Origin of the sequence: Telmatobacter bradus (genome assembly GCF_048629425.1) — a bacterium.
GTDB classification, from domain to species: domain Bacteria; phylum Acidobacteriota; class Terriglobia; order Terriglobales; family Acidobacteriaceae; genus Telmatobacter; species Telmatobacter bradus.
Genome location: NZ_CP184532.1, coordinates 4,450,679 through 4,465,521 on the forward strand (window position 1 = coordinate 4,450,679; position 14,843 = coordinate 4,465,521).

Sequence of the window (14,843 nt, forward strand, 5' to 3'; positions counted from 1 at the left end):
GACTCCATCTCCATGAGAGAAGGCCAAGAATCTTGGCTTTAAATAAGGCTCACTTAAGAATCACCCCCTCCGTTCCAGCAATGATCGCTTGAACCGGCGGAGCTATGATGAAGCTGTGCAACGTCCCGCGCGACTCGCCGACCTGTTGGCCAACGCCATCACCCATGGACTGGGTGCGGGGTTGGCAATTTTTGGAGCTGGCTTTCTGACTTCAGCCTCCCTGCGTGGCCCGGCTCGCTGCGTGGTGGGCTGTGCCGTCTTCAGCGTCACGCTGATCCTGCTCTACATCTGTTCCACCCTCTACCACTCCTTTGAGCGGACGCGACTACAGAAGATCTTTCGGGTGCTGGACCACTCGGCGATCTACCTGCTGATTGCCGGCACTTACACGCCCTTTGCGCTAGTCAGTCTGCATGGATCGCTGGGTTGGACGCTGCTGGCGGTTCAATGGGCTCTGGCGACGGGTGGCGTAGTCTTCAAGCTCTTTCTGACGGGGCGCTATGAGTGGCTGTCAGCCTCGTTCTATCTGGCACAGGGCTGGCTGATGGTGGTGGTACTCCATCCCATGCAGCTTGCCGTGGGCTGGAGCGGGCTGGCGTGGATCGGAGCAGGCGGCGTGGCCTACACAACAGGGCTTCTCTTTTACGCCTTTGACCGGCGGCGCTTCTTTCACGCCACATGGCACCTGTTCGTGCTGGCCGGCAGTCTGGCGCACTACTTTGCCGTGCTGTGGTTTGTTGTGCCACCGCAAAAATAAACCCGGAGGAATCGCGCCGTCATGCTGGCGCTGAATTCCTCCGGGGCTGTTCTTTCATCCTCCCGGGCAAAAACTCCGGGCGTCTTTTTTACCAGCGAATACCGAAGGTGACGGGAATGATCTCCGTGCCCTTGCCGACGGTGACCGGGGAAAGATACGGGTTCACAGAATAGGTTCCTGCCGGGCTGAAGACGTGCAGGTAGCGGGCCTCGGCAAAGAGCTTCATGCGGCTGTCATGGAACTCGCCACCCAAACGGCGCTGATAGCCAAGACCAATGTTGACGCCGCCCTGATTCGTCGAGAAGTGGCCCACCACCTGGTTTGCCGTCTCGTAGTCACAGCCGTAGTAGTCGTCGCAGTAGAGGTCCACCTCGGGATAGGTAAAGTTGGTCATCTTGCGATAAAAGCCGCCGCCACCAGTGACGTAGAGGTCATTGGCCCGCTTCGGAAAGAGGCTGACAACCGGCTCCAGACCAAACGACCAGATGTGCGCATTGCCGCCATTCGCGGCGTCATCATAGGCGCTGCTGTAGGTTGAACCAATCAGCGTGCCGGGCAGCTTGGAGTCGATGAACTGATACTCGGCCAGCACGGCAAAACGGGGGCTGAAGTTATATCCCGCACCCACGGTAAAGTTTCCACCCCAGGTAATGTACGGCGAGGAATCGCTGGTGGGCGCGTTGAAACCGCCGCCGAACTCCAGCGCATAGCCACGGGCCAGCTTGTTCTTCCATTTGTTCTGGCTGTAGTGATTGTCCTTCCCGTAGCCAGCAGCAGCAGGCATGGAAGCCATGCCATCCGCAAAACTCAGTGCCGGCAGGCTGGAACTGGACTCCGACGCAGACACCGATGCCGACGCCGAAGAGGCACCAGAAACAGCCGCAGGCTCAGCCAGCGCCGAGCAGGCGACACACACCGCCATAGCTGCAAATACACTGACAGACCGCTTGAGCAACATCCAATAAGGGTTTGACATATCTAGACCTCGATTCAAGAATTTCCTTTCCACTTTCACCTACTCCGACGAAGAGTCTGTGCTCTCCGTGTACCGACTTAGACCCGAGGTGCGCGCCAAGGTTGCGCGACTCATCATAAAACAAAGAAACAGATAAAGTTAGGCAAAACCGAAGAAGGAGAATTGTTCTCTGACTAGAAATCAGACCAAATTTGTCTTAGTTTGTGTTGAATCAAGACCAAATTTGTCGTAGTTTAAAAAGGGACCGGGGAAACTGACTCTTCGGATCTGGATTTAGAGGGGGAACTCCGCCACTGTCTTTTGGCGAAGCGCATGGCGGAGCGCCCCGGTATCGACAACCGTGCGGCTGGCGATGTGCCTCTCAGCATAGGCGCTTTCGCTCCGTCACGCAAGAGAGGACTGGATGACACAACTTCTGCAATTAACTCATTTTCATACGTTTAAAAAACTCCCCCTGGCTTTTCTCTTCCTTCTTTGCGCTTGGAATGCGCAAACCCTTGTGGCTGCGCCGCTTTCTGGCTCTGCGAGCGAAACCGTTTGCAGTCTAAAAACCGGCGCTGCGATTGACTGGCCGGTAACCGTAAGCGATGCCCAGGGCGCTGCTCTGGCGGGCGCACAGGTGCGGCTGAGTTGCGGAACGGTCGTTCTGCAAGCACGCACCAACGCCACCGGTCAGGCAGAGATCAATGCACAGCCGGGACGCTGGCAGTTGAGTGTGGAGGCTCCTGGTTTCGCCACCAACACTGAGAGCGTCGTCCTAGACGGCCCGACCAGCAAGCCACTGGCGGTGCGCCTGCGCGTGGCCTCAGCCAGTGACACCGTGACGGTAGTGGCAGACGCTGGTTTTATAGCCACCACCAGCAATACCGGCAGCAAACTGGATGTGCCCCTGATTGAAGTGCCGCAATCGATTTCGGTGGTCAACCGGGAGCAGTTGGAGGCGCGCGCCGTAGACACGGTAAACGCCGCGCTTTACTACACGCCGGGCGTTGAAACCGACCAATACGGCGTGGAACAGCGTTACGACTGGATGCTGATCCGCGGCTTTTCGGCCGACACCTATGGCATCTTCCGCGACGGCATGCGCTGGAACTCGCTGGCCGGAAAGATGGACCCGAACGAGCTGGAGAGCGTGGAAGTCCTCAAGGGACCCAGTTCCGTACTCTACGGCGAAGCGCCTCCGGGAGGCTTGGTGAATCTGGTCACGCGCCGTCCGCCGCAGCAGCCGGTGCACACCATTACGGGAGAGTTCGGCAGCTACGACCATCGCCAAGTGGTGGCTGACTTCGGTGGTCCCCTCCCCAAGAACAAGTCGCTCACTTATCGTCTGACGGGACTCGTGCGCAACAGCGGAACGCAGGTGAACTACACGCCCGATGATCGTCGTCTGATTGCACCGGCACTCAGTTGGCGCCCCTCGGCCATGACCGACGTGACGCTGCTGGGCGACTGGCAACACGACCAGACTCGCTGGAGCCAGTTCCTGCCCGCTTCCGGCACGCTCTACAACAACAATCCCAATGGCTTGATTCCGATCAGCACTTTTGTGGGCGAGCCGGACTGGGAGCATGTTTATCGCGAGCAGGCCTCGCTCGGCTGGATTGCCAACCACCGTTTTGCCGACGGCTGGACCGTAGCCCAGAACTTCCGCTTCCAGCACATCAACTTTGAGGGCAGCACAGTCTACGGTCTAGGCTTTGACGGCACCAGCACCACCATGCTGAGCCGCTCAGCCGACACCTATCCGCAGATCAACGACATCTACACTCTGGACACCCGCACCACCCGCCACTTCCGCACTGGCAACTGGGAGCACACCTTCCTGGGCGGCTACGACTTTGTCCACATGATGACCCAAACCCGCGCCTCGTACGGTGCGGCCACCGACATCAACGTCTACCACCCGGTCTATGGCGGAAGCATCGGCACCCTGACGCCCTACAACTACACCGGCCTGCTCACCGAGCAGCATGGCGGCTATCTGCAAGACCAGATCAAGCTGCGCAACAAGCTGGTGTTCACCCTTGGCGGTCGCGAGGATTGGGCTATCAGCGACGACACCAACCACCTGACACCCTCCAGCTCAACCCATCAGAACGACTCCAAGTTCACAGGCCGCGCCGGCGTAACGTATCTGGCCAGCAACGGCATCGCGCCTTATTTCAGCTACTCCACCAGCTTCCAGCCCACCTCCGGAACAAACTACTACGGCCAGGCCTACAAGCCGTCCGACGGCAAGCAGGAAGAAGTGGGCGTGAAGATTCAGCCCCACACCTGGAATGGTTTTGTGACCGCTTCGTACTTCAACATCGACCAGACCAACGTGCAAACCACCGACCCCAACAATCCGCTGAACACAGTGCAGACCGCACAGGTGAACTCGCGAGGCGTGGAGCTGGAAGCCCTGGCCAACGTGGCCCGTGGCCTGAATCTGCATGGCGGCTACAGTCTGGTGCGCACCGACACGGGCGGCGGACTCTGGGAGCCGCAAGCGGCCAAAAACCAGGCCTCGCTGCTGGCCGACTACACCACCCCCAGCGGCAAGCTGGCCGGGCTCGGCGGCAACCTGGGCGTGCGCTTTGTGGGCCGCAACTTCGGTGACAGCGCCAACACCCTCTCCATTCCCGGCTTCACGCTGCTGGACGCCGCTCTGCGCACCGACTGGCGCCTGCTCCGCTTCAGCGTAAACGTCAGCAACCTGCTGGACCGCCGCTACATTGCCACCTGCACCGGCACAGCCTATTGCGACTATGGCTATGCCCGCGACGTGAAGGGCTCCGTGCAGCTGCACTTCTAGTCAGAGCAATGGCCCAGTCAATCAGAACCAATCGCAAACTGCGCGGGATGCTCCTCCAGATGCACCTCTGGGTGGGCATCCTCGCGGCCCTCTACCTTACGCTGATGGGCCTGACCGGCGCGTTGCTCGTCTTTGAGGACGAGTTCACGCAGAGGTCTCTGCCCTTGAGCACAGCGCCCACCTCCACTTCCCAGCTTCGTCCCGCCCAGGCACTTGCGGCAGCCCAGTCCAGCGCACCCCACACGCGCTGCACCTTCCTCAGCTTTCCTGCGGAGGACCTTCCCTTCTACCGCGTCTGGCTGCGGAATTCCTCCGGCCAACAGAGTGTCATTCTGGTGGATGCGGCCACCGGCGCACTGCATTCCGGCTTTCATCCATGGATTGAAACTGTCCACGATCTGCATGTGTACTTGCTGCTGGGTCCACGCGGACTGGTTGTGAATGGCTTGGGCGCTACCTGCCTACTGCTGCTGGCGCTCACCGGAATGATTCTCTGGTGGCCGGGGCGCGCACGCCTGCGACAGGCCGTCCGCGTCAAGTTCTCTGCCAGTTGGCGCAGGATCAACCACGACCTGCACAATGCCGTGGGCTTTTGGTGCATTCTTTTTCTCTTCTGGTGGGGAATCTCAGGCGTGTATTTTGTCTGGCCCGCGCCGTTTGCCCGGGCTGTGGACGCAGTCTTTTCGGTCCGCGCCATGCGCCCGCCTGCCGTACCAGCCGATCAACCCGGCCCCGGCGTCAGCCTGGACAGCATCGTGGCCGCCGCACGGCAGGCCGAACCCCTTGGAAGCATCAGCGGCGTGGCTCCGGCGGATAAACCCGGCGAATCCACCATCGTCTACGTGGACACTGGCCGCCCCGGCGACTTCTCACACCGCGCGATTCTTTACTACGGGGCAGCAACGGGCCGTCTACTTGCCGTCTGGCACTACGGCCAAAATCAGACCGTAGGCGACTGGATTCTTTGGGCCATGCATCCGCTGCACTTCGGAAATCTCTGGGGTTTGGGACCGAAGATTCTATGGGCACTGGCCGGGCTCACCCTGCCCCTGCTCAGCGTCACCGGCCTGCTCATGTACTGGAACCGCAAGCTGCGTTCCCTTCTGCACCGCCCACGCTGAGTTTTACTACCAGCGCAATCCGGCGCGAATCGGCATGAGCGTGATCTGCCCCAGATTCGACGTTCCTGTGTTGAAGCGGGAAAAGCGGCCCTCGGCATAAAGCTCCAGCGGGAGGTCGGGATAAAGGCGATGGCGCACGCCCACTCCACCCGTGTAGAGCGGCGCATGCAGGGCATTGAAGCTCTGGCCGCTGATTCCCATGGTCACACTGCTGACCGGGCCAAGGTAGGCATCGCCCACCTCCGCCAGCAGATACGGCGAAAGATAGGCCTTGGGGAAGGCAATATAGGCCGCGCCCAGCGAAGCCGAAAAGTTCGTATTGCTGTAGCTGGTGGGCAGTCCGCTGCTCGAATAGGTGGTGCCGTTGAGCCAGAAGAACTGCGCCTCGGCCAGCAGATTCCAGTGCGGGCCAAGGTGATCGACGGCTCCGCCCGCCACTTCATAGCCGGAATTGAAGTAGCCGTTCCCCTTGCCGAGGACGGGCAAATAGCCCCCACTCAGCTCAACGCCAATGCGATCCCAGAAGTGCTCGCGCGCCACGGGAAAGCCCGGCTGCTCGCCTTTGGCGTTGCCAATGCTGTTGATCGTAGCCGCCTGCTGGTCATCAATCTGGCTGGAGCTTTGCCCCGCCGGTGCGCCAGCCTGAGCCTGCGCCAGAACAGCAACGGAAAGTACAAGGGCGGAAGAGAATAGCCGAAAGAAAAAGGACAAGAAAGCCTCCTGAACGTAAGTTGAGGCAGATGAGAGGATTCAGTTACGCGCCGGGTACATTTTGTTCTGCGAGATTGACGATTACCGCAGGAGTCACCCCCTGGGAAGCACTCCTGAGCCGTGCGAAGTGCGACTTCAGGCAAGAATAGCGCCAATCCCCAGCAATGCCGCAGCCTTCTCCAGCACAGCATCGCGCGTCCAGAGCTGCACGCCCGGCGTGAGCAGGCAGGCGGCAAGCAGATGCGCATCGATTAGGCCAAGACCACGCGCATACAGTGCATGCGACTCGATCAAGCGCCTTACTTCACCAAGCTCAGCCGGACGTATAAGGACAGCGCGGGCAAGCTCCATTCATCGAACAGCTTTAGCGGTTCAGACTTGCTTGTCTTGGCGAAGCTGGCCGACATTGCCCACACACAGGCCATCTTGCACGGCCGCGAGGCGACGAAGGCCGCAACGGCAGCAGCCGCAGCGGCGGCGGCCGGAGCCGGAGGCGTAGAGACTGCGGAGCAGATTGAGGCCGACACGGCCGAGATGATCCCGCCCACCGAGTGAGCGCAAGTGACAGAGGGCCTTTCGTTTATCAAGCCCGCTCGCTTCCGCCCTTCGCTTGTGCAACTCCGCGCCGTTCCACGGTGACGGCAAGCCGTCAGGTTTTGACAAACGAAAGGCCCTCTGTCGGTTTGGTCTCCATGTTTTTTCAAGGACGCGGCAAATGCGCCGCATCGTAACGTCATATGACTGTGAAGAAGAATAAGGCGCAAAAGTTCCCTGCCAACGCAGGGCTGAACCCGTGTAGTAGTTTTCTCATTGGTTCAAAAGAAGACGTTCCCCGCCAACGCGGGGCCGTGAATCGAAACACAAGGCGGGGGGATCGTTGCCCCTCGCCTTTCTTTGATCTACGGTCCGAAGGCAAGGCCCGGTTTTCCACCAACGGAAAAAACGAACTAGGGCTATCCTTTAGGGAGTGGTGCTTCTAAGCCACACAACAACGCCCTGTCGGCCAAGACAGGGCGTGTTGAACTTACATAGGAGGGAATGTGCCATACACAAACCCAACTGGATGGAGAAGCTAAAGCAGCTTCTCGTTCTTCTCGGTCAAGCTATCGGCCTTGCTGGACAGATCATCAGTCTATACAACAAAATCCGCTAGTAGCGCCAAGAAGTGAAACCGTGACTCTCTAACCAATGGCATGGCTAGAGATCAGCAGGCCCTTGGTTCTCGTAAAACCGGGGGCCTTTTTATGCCTACATGAAGTTTGGCAGAAAAGCGCAGAATAATCAACCAATCAGCTTACATGCGTATTTGTTAAACTCATTAAATTCAATCAAATACGATGCGCTCATTTTTTTACTCGCCTCATCAAGGACAAGGCGGGCAGAAATTAAGACCCTCCGAAGTGTTTGGCGTCTTCATCGCTTTCCGTGACGTTCAGCCACCCGCACCTGCCAAAGCGACTCAAGCAAGGCAAACTTCTGCTCTCGATTGCCCAAGGACCCCAGCGCCAGTTCAGCAACGATGAATGGATGCATGGCAATCGCACCATCGCGCAGCAAATCGGCCAGGTACGGTTGGATACCACGGAAGAAATCGATCCAGATGGAAGTGGCGGCCAGAATCACAGCAGATCGGCCCGCAGGCGCTTGACGGATTCAAGCTGCGGATCACTGCCACCAAGGGCAGCCAGACGGCGCGAGGCCTCCTGATGCACCAGAGCGCGTAATCCCTCGCGCACCAGCGCGTTGCGCTCGCTAATCCCGGAAAGCTGACCCGCCTACCGCAGCAAATCGTCGTCAATGGCGATGGTTGTACGCATGGAGTCCTCCCGCGGCTCAATATTAGCACCAAACAATGATGAATTTGGTGCAAGATGCTTGTCCACAAAAAACAACGGCCGGAGCTTTCGCTCCGGCCGTTGGCTGACTTGCTGACTCGCAGGCCAGCGGACTTCCGCTTATCCCTGAATGTCGAACTGCTCAGGATGCAGCGTTGCGTCGCTCTTGACCAGGATGTTGCGCCCGATCAGCTCCTCGAAGTCGTTGATCCAGGAGCTGCTGTTCTGCTTGAGCACCTTGACCGTCTCGGGGTGCACGCGGAGGAGCACATCGGCACTCTCGAAGTGCTTCTTCATCTTGCGCAGTTCCACCCAGATCTCGTTGCAGACCGTGGCCGGGCTCTTGACCATGCCGGTGGCCTGGCAGGTGGGGCACGGAACGCTCAGCGTACGTTCGAGCGACTGCTTGACGCGCTTGCGGGTGATGGCAACCAGACCAAAGTCGTTGAACTGCAGAACCTTGGTCGGGGCGCGATCGCTCTTGAGCGCTTCTTCCAGAGCGGCCAAAACCTTGAAGCGGTTCTTGCGCTCGTCCATGTCGATGAAGTCGATGACGATGATGCCGCCGAGGTCACGCAGACGGATCTGGCGGACGATCTCCGGCACCGCATCAAGATTGGTCTTGACGATGGTGTCTTCAAGACGCGCCGACTTGCCCACGTACTTGCCGGTGTTGATGTCGATGGCCACCAGCGCTTCGGTCTGGTTGATGACAATCGATCCACCACTCTTGAGCCACACCTTGGAACGCAGCGCTTTGGAGATTTCGTCCTGAATGCCGAAATGCTCGAAAAGCGGGGTTTCCTTGGTGTAAAGCTTGACGCGACGCACCAGGTTCGGCGAGAAGCGATTCAGGAAGCGCACAATGCGCTCGTAATCGGCTTCGCTATCGACCCAGATGTTGCTGAAGTTGCTGCTGACCTGATCACGCAGAATGCGCTCGATCAGCGACAGATCGTGATAGATGAGGGCAGGCGACTTCGACGTGTCGGAGCGCTGCTTGATCTCAGCCCAGAGGTTGAGCAGGAAGCGCAGATCGGCGCGCAGCTCTTCTTCGCTGGCTCCCTCGGCGGCGGTGCGGACGATGAAGCCTCCGCTGGCCTCGCCCCGCTCGTGCACCAGAATCTTCTTCAGGCGATGACGCTCTTCGTCCGAAGCAATCTTGCGGCTGACGCCCACGTGCGAAACCGTCGGCATAAAGACCAGGAAGCGGCCGGGAAGGGCGATGTGCGAGGTAATGCGCGCACCCTTCTTGGCGATCGGTTCCTTGGCGATCTGCACCAGAATCTCCTGACCCGGCTTGAGCAGGTCAGTGATGACGGGCAGGTCGGTGGTCTGCATGGAACGGCGCGAAGGACCACGGCGGTTGCTGCCGGGCTTCTGCGGCTGATCGCCACGGCCACGACGGCCACGGCCACCACGCTCACGACGCTGCTGGCCAGCCTGCTGCGGAGTAGCTTCGCCCTCTTCCTCCTCGCCATCCTCGTCGGCATGCTCATCCAGATCAAGGCCGATGCGGTGGTCAAGGTGGGCTTCCTGCAGCATCTCGCCCAGGTCGCCGGTACGCATGTGCGCGGGCAGCGAATGCTCTTCGAACTCCTCGCCCTCGCTCAGCTCTTCCTGAAATCCCGCAGCCTTGCTCTTGGCCGCTTCAGCCGGCTTTTCTTCGTGCTCATCGTCCTTCTTCTTGCCAAAGCCGAAGAGGCGGAAGCCGCTGGGAGCGGAGGGATCAACATGGTGCGTGGCGGAAGCATCCTGCACTTCCTCAAACATTTCTTCGTCGGCTACGGCTTCAATCTCGATCTGAGGCCGCGCGGCCTTAAGCGAGGCGGAGTCTTCCACCACAGCTTCCGGCTCGTTGCCACGATGGCGCGCAAGCGACTCACCGGGAAAAAGACCAACGCCGTTCCACTCAATGGGGGTTTCAATCAGCGTAGCGGGCTTGAAGCTGGGCTGCGGACGAACCGGGGCTGCCGATACGGCCTTGGGAGCCTCTTCCGCCGGCGTGCCACCGTACTTGGTAAGCTGTTCGCCGGGCAGAACAAAGGCTGCAGGCTCGGCCACACGGGCTTGGCGGGGCTTGCGGGCAGGCGCGGCGACGGGCGCAGCAACAGGCTCAAGGACGGGTTCGGCTGCCGGAACATAAGTAGCTTCGGCCACCGACTCTTCCTCAAACTCTACTTCGGGCTCAACCTCGTGAGCAGCAGCCCGAATGGAGTGCCGGTGCTCGATTTCGGGCTCGGCCTCAATCTCTTCTACCTGTTCGGTGGCGGGCTCAGTGGCCTCAACCGTCTGCTCTTCACCGGCCTGACCACGACCACGGCCACGGCGACGGCGACCACGCCAACGACGACCACCACCCACGGCACCTTCGCCCTGCTCTTCGCTGGGCTCGACCGCAACCTGCTCTACCACAAGGGCAGCAGGCTCAATGAATTCTTCCACCTCAGCCGGTTCTTCCAACTGCGGCTGGGGCTGCGCCTGACGCTCACGACGGCGCTCTTCGCGACCCTCGCGGCGCTCTTCCCGGCGGCTGGGACGCTCTTCCTGCTTCGGACGCTCTTCCTTGTGGCGGACTTCACGCGGCGGAGTATTGGCGCCGCTGACGGCAGCCTTCTCCAACTCGTCGGTATCCTCGGTCTCTTCGATGTCCATGAAGTCGGTAACGTAAAGGAAAGCGTCCCGCTCCAGACCAATATCCACAAAAGCCGACTGCATGCCGGGCAGCACGCGGGTTACGCGGCCGTTGTAGATGGACCCGGCCAGGGTGTACTCATTTTCGCGCTCGTAATAAATCTCCGAGAGCTGGTCGTCTTCCAGAATTGCAAGCCGCGTTTCGTGCGGCGTGCTGGAGATACAAATCTCTTTTGCCATCGTACCTTTCCGTCCAGCAGCCTGAGATCAGGCAGCGTGGACTCGCGGCAGGCACGGAAGGAAGCGCTCAGAAGCGACAGGCGAGAAGATGAGCGAAAGGAAAGAACCGAAAGAACCAGACGCGACAGCTGCGGCACGCTGCGCCTGTAAAGGCGGAGAGCCGCGGCGATAGCCCGGATGGGCCTGCCAGTCGCATCTGAGGAAACGGTGATCCATGTACAGAGATTTTGTGGCCAACCGGGCCGGCAAAGCCGGCGGGGCCGTTCCGTCCGAGGCGTTCCATGGAAGCAGAAATGCCATCGAAGCCAGGCAGATCTGCCATAGCGCTCCGAGGTACTCGATCCAGGATGATAGCCGCCCGGGACATCCCCGTCTCTGCGTGCTCATATACCCAAATCCTGCCGGCTGAGGTCCGTCCGGACCTTACCGGCGAAAAACTTAAAATCAACCTCCCTGGGGCCGGGCCGATGCCGAAGCAACCCAGGAGAAGAACCTGCGAGGAAGTTTTTCCAGGCTATTGCAACCCGAAAAAACCTCAGTTCACGAACCTGCGCATGCGGACGTTCATTGCCACACCCAGCGCCAGGAAGGTGAACAGCACCGAAGACCCTCCGTAACTCAAAAGTGGCAACGGGATTCCGGTGACTGGCATAAAACCGATGACCATGCCCACATTGACCAGAATCTGAAAGGTCAACACAGCCACTGCCCCCATAATAATCAGGGAACCGGGCAGGTCGGCGGCCGTTTGAGCGTTTTGAATCAAACGCATCAATATGGAGAAGTATAGCAGCAGGATGAAAACTGCGCCCACAAATCCGTGCTCTTCACTAAAGGCAGCAAAAATGAAGTCAGCATGGGGAATCGGCAGGAAGTCTCCCTGCGTCTGGGTCCCCTTGGCCGTTCCCTTGCCCCAGATGCCGCCTGAGCCGACCGCAATCTTCGACTGCAACAACTGATAGCCGGAACCGTGGGGGTCGCTATTGGGGTCAATAAAGCTCGCAAGGCGCTGTTTCTGGTAGGGTTTCAACACCTTACCGCTGGACCATACGCCCCCCACCAGCGCCAACCCGGTCAAGCCCAGAATCAGGCCCTGACGAATGTTAATGCCGCCCAGGAAGAGCCCGGCCACCAGAATCGGCATATAGGTCAGCGTGGTTCCAAGATCGGGTTCCTTGATGACCAGCAGCATGGGTACGCCCACCATCAGAAAGGCCCGGCCAATTTCGCGCCAGCTCAAGCTGCGTCCGCCCAGGTTGGAAAAGTAGCGTGCCACCATCAGGATCAGCACCAGCTTCATCCACTCCGAGGGCTGAAAAAGCATGGGTCCGAGCTTGATCCAGCGCCGCGCACCCAGCGCCTTGTGGCCAATATGTGGTACCAGCACGGCGGTCAGCGCAAAGAGGAAGAATCCATAGGCCCAGGGAGCAAAGTCCAGCAGCCGGTGGTAGTCGATCTTGGCAAAGATGAACATGGCCACCAGTCCACCGATAATCCAGCAGAGCTGTTTGGTGTGGAAGCCCACGTATTTGGTGTGCAACGTGGCCGTGTAGATCTCCAGCACCGAAAGGGTGCAGAGCAGCAGAATCATGCCAAGCAGCGGCCAGTCGAAGTCGCGAAAGCTGAGAAAGCGGCGCATCAGGGCTGCTCCTCCCGGAAGCGGATGGGTTGCCAGAAGTGAAGCCAGGCCGGAACGTGCGGCAGAGCGGTGGCCAGGGACGTGACCGGCTGCGGGTCGGGCTTTACAAGATAGCGGCCTGAATGGAGTGTTTCCGTGGCAGGGCGACCATGTTTGCCTGCCACCGGTGTGGACCAGACCGCGCCCATCTCCACCGGTTTGTCGGCCGGGGCGTTCTTGCCGCTGTCATCGCCGTCGCCGTTATTCTGCGAAGGCTGCTGCGGCTTGGGCTGCGGAACCAGATTGTTTTCCTTGCGGCGCTGCTTGGTCACGTAAGCGCTCACTACCTTGGCGGCCACCAGCGCGGAGTTCGAGCCCCAGTCACCATGCTCCTGCAGTACCACAATGGCAAACTCGGGATTGCGCCGCGGCACCATGCCCACGAACCATGCGTTGGGCGTCTTGGAACCACCCTTGACGTGGGTATCGCCCGCGCCTGTCACCTGCGCCGTACCGGTTTTTCCGGCAAAGTCGATGCCTTCCAGATGGGCGGCGGCAGCCGTACCGGTGGTGGTGGCGGCGGCCATGCCTTCGGTGATCGTCATCCAGGAATCATCGTTCAGCGGAACCTGCTTATCGCCCGAGCCGGGGAAGGTGTCGGTAATGGCCTGCCGCCAGTCCTGCGGCAACTGATTGGTGTCCACCAGATGCGGCCTGACAAAGTGGCCCTTGGATGCCAGACCGCTGAGCGCGCGCAGCAACTGCAGCGGCGTAGCCTGGGTTTCTCCCTGGCCAATGCCCACGCTGATGGTGTTGCCCGCGTAGTACTTCTGGTGATACGTCTTCATCTCCCACTGCGTGCTGGGCATCAGGCCGGACATCTCACCGGGCAGGTCAATGCCGGTCTTCTGCGAAAGGCCAAAGCTGGTGGCGTAGCGGGCGATGGTGTCAATGCCCAGACGCTGCGCCAGAGCGTAGAAGAAGGTGTCGCAGCTGAGCGGAATGGCCTGATGAATGTCGAGATTGCCGTGATGCTTGTCGCACTTGAAAAAGCGGCCATAGAAGGTGCCGCCGCCCGAGCACATCACGTGCATATCCTGCGCCACACCCTCCTGCATGCCAGCAGCCGACATGATGATCTTGAAGGTGGAACCCGGCGCCAACTGATCCTGAATGGCCTTGTTCATCAACGGATGGTTGGGGTTGGTGATCAGCTGATTCCACTCGGTGCGACCAATGCGCACACTGAAGGCGTTGGGATCAAAGCTGGGATGGCTGACCAGCGCCAGAATCTCGCCATTGCGCGGATCCATGGCGATCACCGCGCCATTGTTTTCGCCCAGCGCCAGCTCGGCAGCGCGCTGAATATCAATGTCGACGGTCAGCTTCAGATCCTGACCTGCCTTGGCGTGCTGGGTACGCAGGTAGCCAACCTCGCGACCGTGGCTGTCAACAACCACGTCGCGCGATCCATCTTCGCCGCGCAGCAACTGGTCATAGGTTTCTTCAATGCCGGCCTTGCCCACCACGTCGCCCGGCTCGTACCACTGAAAACGCGGGTTGTTCAGATCCTCTTCGCTGACCTCACCCACATAGCCGATCAGGTGCGAAGCAAAGCCATCGCGCGGATACAGGCGGCGATCTTCGCCAATCGTCTCCAGCTCGGGCAGTTCGTTACGATGCGCCTCCACAAAGGCCTGCTCGTCGGCGGTAATGTCCTGCTTGATGGGAATCGGCTGATACTGCGGCGAGTTGCGGTAGTGGAAGAGTGTGGCCCGCAGCGTATCCAGATCCAGATGCATACCCTCTGCAATCAGCGGCAGATCGGCATCAACGTTCTTGGCCTGCTCGCGCACCAGAAAGCAGGATACCGAGGGGTAATTGTCCACCAGCAGGCGGCCATCGCGGTCAAAAAGCTTGCCACGGGCAGCCATGATCGGCTCCTTGCGGATGCGGTTCTGCTCAGCCAGCTGACGGAAGTTCTCAGCTCCCAGAATCTGCAGCCGCCAAAGCTGTGCGCTGAGCGCCAGCATCATGGCCAGAATGCCATACTGGACCACCGCCAGCTTGACACTATGGATCTTTTCGCCGCCTTTGCCGTAGCCTTCAATCATTTTCTATTTCACGATCCCCGCACACTGCCCGGCCGCGGGA

12 protein-coding genes are annotated in these 14,843 nt (G+C 59.7%); 5 read left to right on the forward strand and 7 right to left on the reverse strand.

The window, feature by feature from the left end:
• The first annotated feature begins 115 nt into the window (after positions 1-115).
• Complete coding sequence (gene trhA, locus ACOBR2_RS18385; protein ID WP_420237543.1) at positions 116-757, forward strand: PAQR family membrane homeostasis protein TrhA; 642 nt, start codon at positions 116-118, stop codon at positions 755-757.
• 88 nt (positions 758-845) lie between these two features.
• Here trhA and ACOBR2_RS18390 read toward each other — a convergent pair whose 3' ends face one another.
• Positions 846-1,550, reverse strand: a complete 705-nt coding sequence (locus ACOBR2_RS18390) for a hypothetical protein (RefSeq protein ID WP_420237544.1) — start codon at positions 1,548-1,550, stop codon at positions 846-848.
• Here ACOBR2_RS18390 and ACOBR2_RS18395 point away from each other — a divergent pair.
• The 3 genes from ACOBR2_RS18395 (at position 1,549) to ACOBR2_RS18405 (ending at position 5,651) form a co-directional block, all read left to right on the forward strand.
• Entirely contained in the window at positions 1,549-1,722 is a 174-nt protein-coding gene (locus tag ACOBR2_RS18395) for a hypothetical protein (protein WP_420237545.1), read from the forward strand. The genes ACOBR2_RS18390 and ACOBR2_RS18395 overlap by 2 nt on opposite strands.
• Before the next feature lie 414 nt (positions 1,723-2,136).
• Complete coding sequence (locus ACOBR2_RS18400) at positions 2,137-4,530, forward strand: TonB-dependent siderophore receptor (protein WP_420237546.1); 2,394 nt, start codon at positions 2,137-2,139, stop codon at positions 4,528-4,530.
• A gap of 47 nt (positions 4,531-4,577) precedes the next feature.
• Positions 4,578-5,651, forward strand: a complete 1,074-nt coding sequence (locus ACOBR2_RS18405; RefSeq protein WP_420237547.1) for a PepSY-associated TM helix domain-containing protein — start codon at positions 4,578-4,580, stop codon at positions 5,649-5,651.
• Between the two features lie 6 nt (positions 5,652-5,657).
• On the opposite strand, the gene ACOBR2_RS18410 is transcribed toward ACOBR2_RS18405, so the two are convergent.
• Together ACOBR2_RS18410 and ACOBR2_RS18415 are read right to left on the reverse strand one after the other, a co-directional pair.
• A complete protein-coding gene (locus ACOBR2_RS18410) occupies positions 5,658-6,362 on the reverse strand; it encodes a hypothetical protein (protein WP_420237548.1) in 705 nt (234 codons plus the stop codon).
• A 135-nt stretch (positions 6,363-6,497) separates the two neighbouring features.
• A complete protein-coding gene (locus ACOBR2_RS18415) occupies positions 6,498-6,656 on the reverse strand; it encodes a hypothetical protein (RefSeq protein WP_420237549.1) in 159 nt (52 codons plus the stop codon).
• Here ACOBR2_RS18415 and ACOBR2_RS18420 point away from each other — a divergent pair.
• Complete coding sequence (locus ACOBR2_RS18420; protein ID WP_420237550.1) at positions 6,642-6,917, forward strand: hypothetical protein; 276 nt, start codon at positions 6,642-6,644, stop codon at positions 6,915-6,917. The two genes, ACOBR2_RS18415 and ACOBR2_RS18420, sit on opposite strands and share 15 nt — an antisense overlap.
• A gap of 858 nt (positions 6,918-7,775) precedes the next feature.
• Here the strand turns inward: ACOBR2_RS18420 and ACOBR2_RS18425 are convergent.
• The 4 genes from ACOBR2_RS18425 to mrdA all read right to left on the reverse strand — a co-directional run bounded on the left by ACOBR2_RS18425 (position 7,776) and on the right by mrdA (position 14,803).
• The gene (locus ACOBR2_RS18425) at positions 7,776-7,985 is read right to left on the reverse strand and encodes a hypothetical protein (RefSeq protein WP_420237551.1); all 210 of its coding nucleotides are present in this window, start codon (positions 7,983-7,985) and stop codon (positions 7,776-7,778) included.
• 332 nt (positions 7,986-8,317) lie between these two features.
• Positions 8,318-11,071 (reverse strand): Rne/Rng family ribonuclease, encoded by a 2,754-nt coding sequence (locus tag ACOBR2_RS18430; RefSeq protein WP_420237552.1) that lies wholly within the window; start codon positions 11,069-11,071, stop codon positions 8,318-8,320.
• A gap of 535 nt (positions 11,072-11,606) precedes the next feature.
• Positions 11,607-12,710 (reverse strand): rod shape-determining protein RodA, encoded by a 1,104-nt coding sequence (gene rodA / locus ACOBR2_RS18435; RefSeq protein WP_420237553.1) that lies wholly within the window; start codon positions 12,708-12,710, stop codon positions 11,607-11,609.
• Complete coding sequence (gene mrdA / locus ACOBR2_RS18440) at positions 12,710-14,803, reverse strand: penicillin-binding protein 2 (RefSeq protein WP_420237554.1); 2,094 nt, start codon at positions 14,801-14,803, stop codon at positions 12,710-12,712. The genes rodA and mrdA overlap by 1 nt, the downstream gene beginning before the upstream one ends.
• Positions 14,804-14,843: the final 40 nt, after the last annotated feature.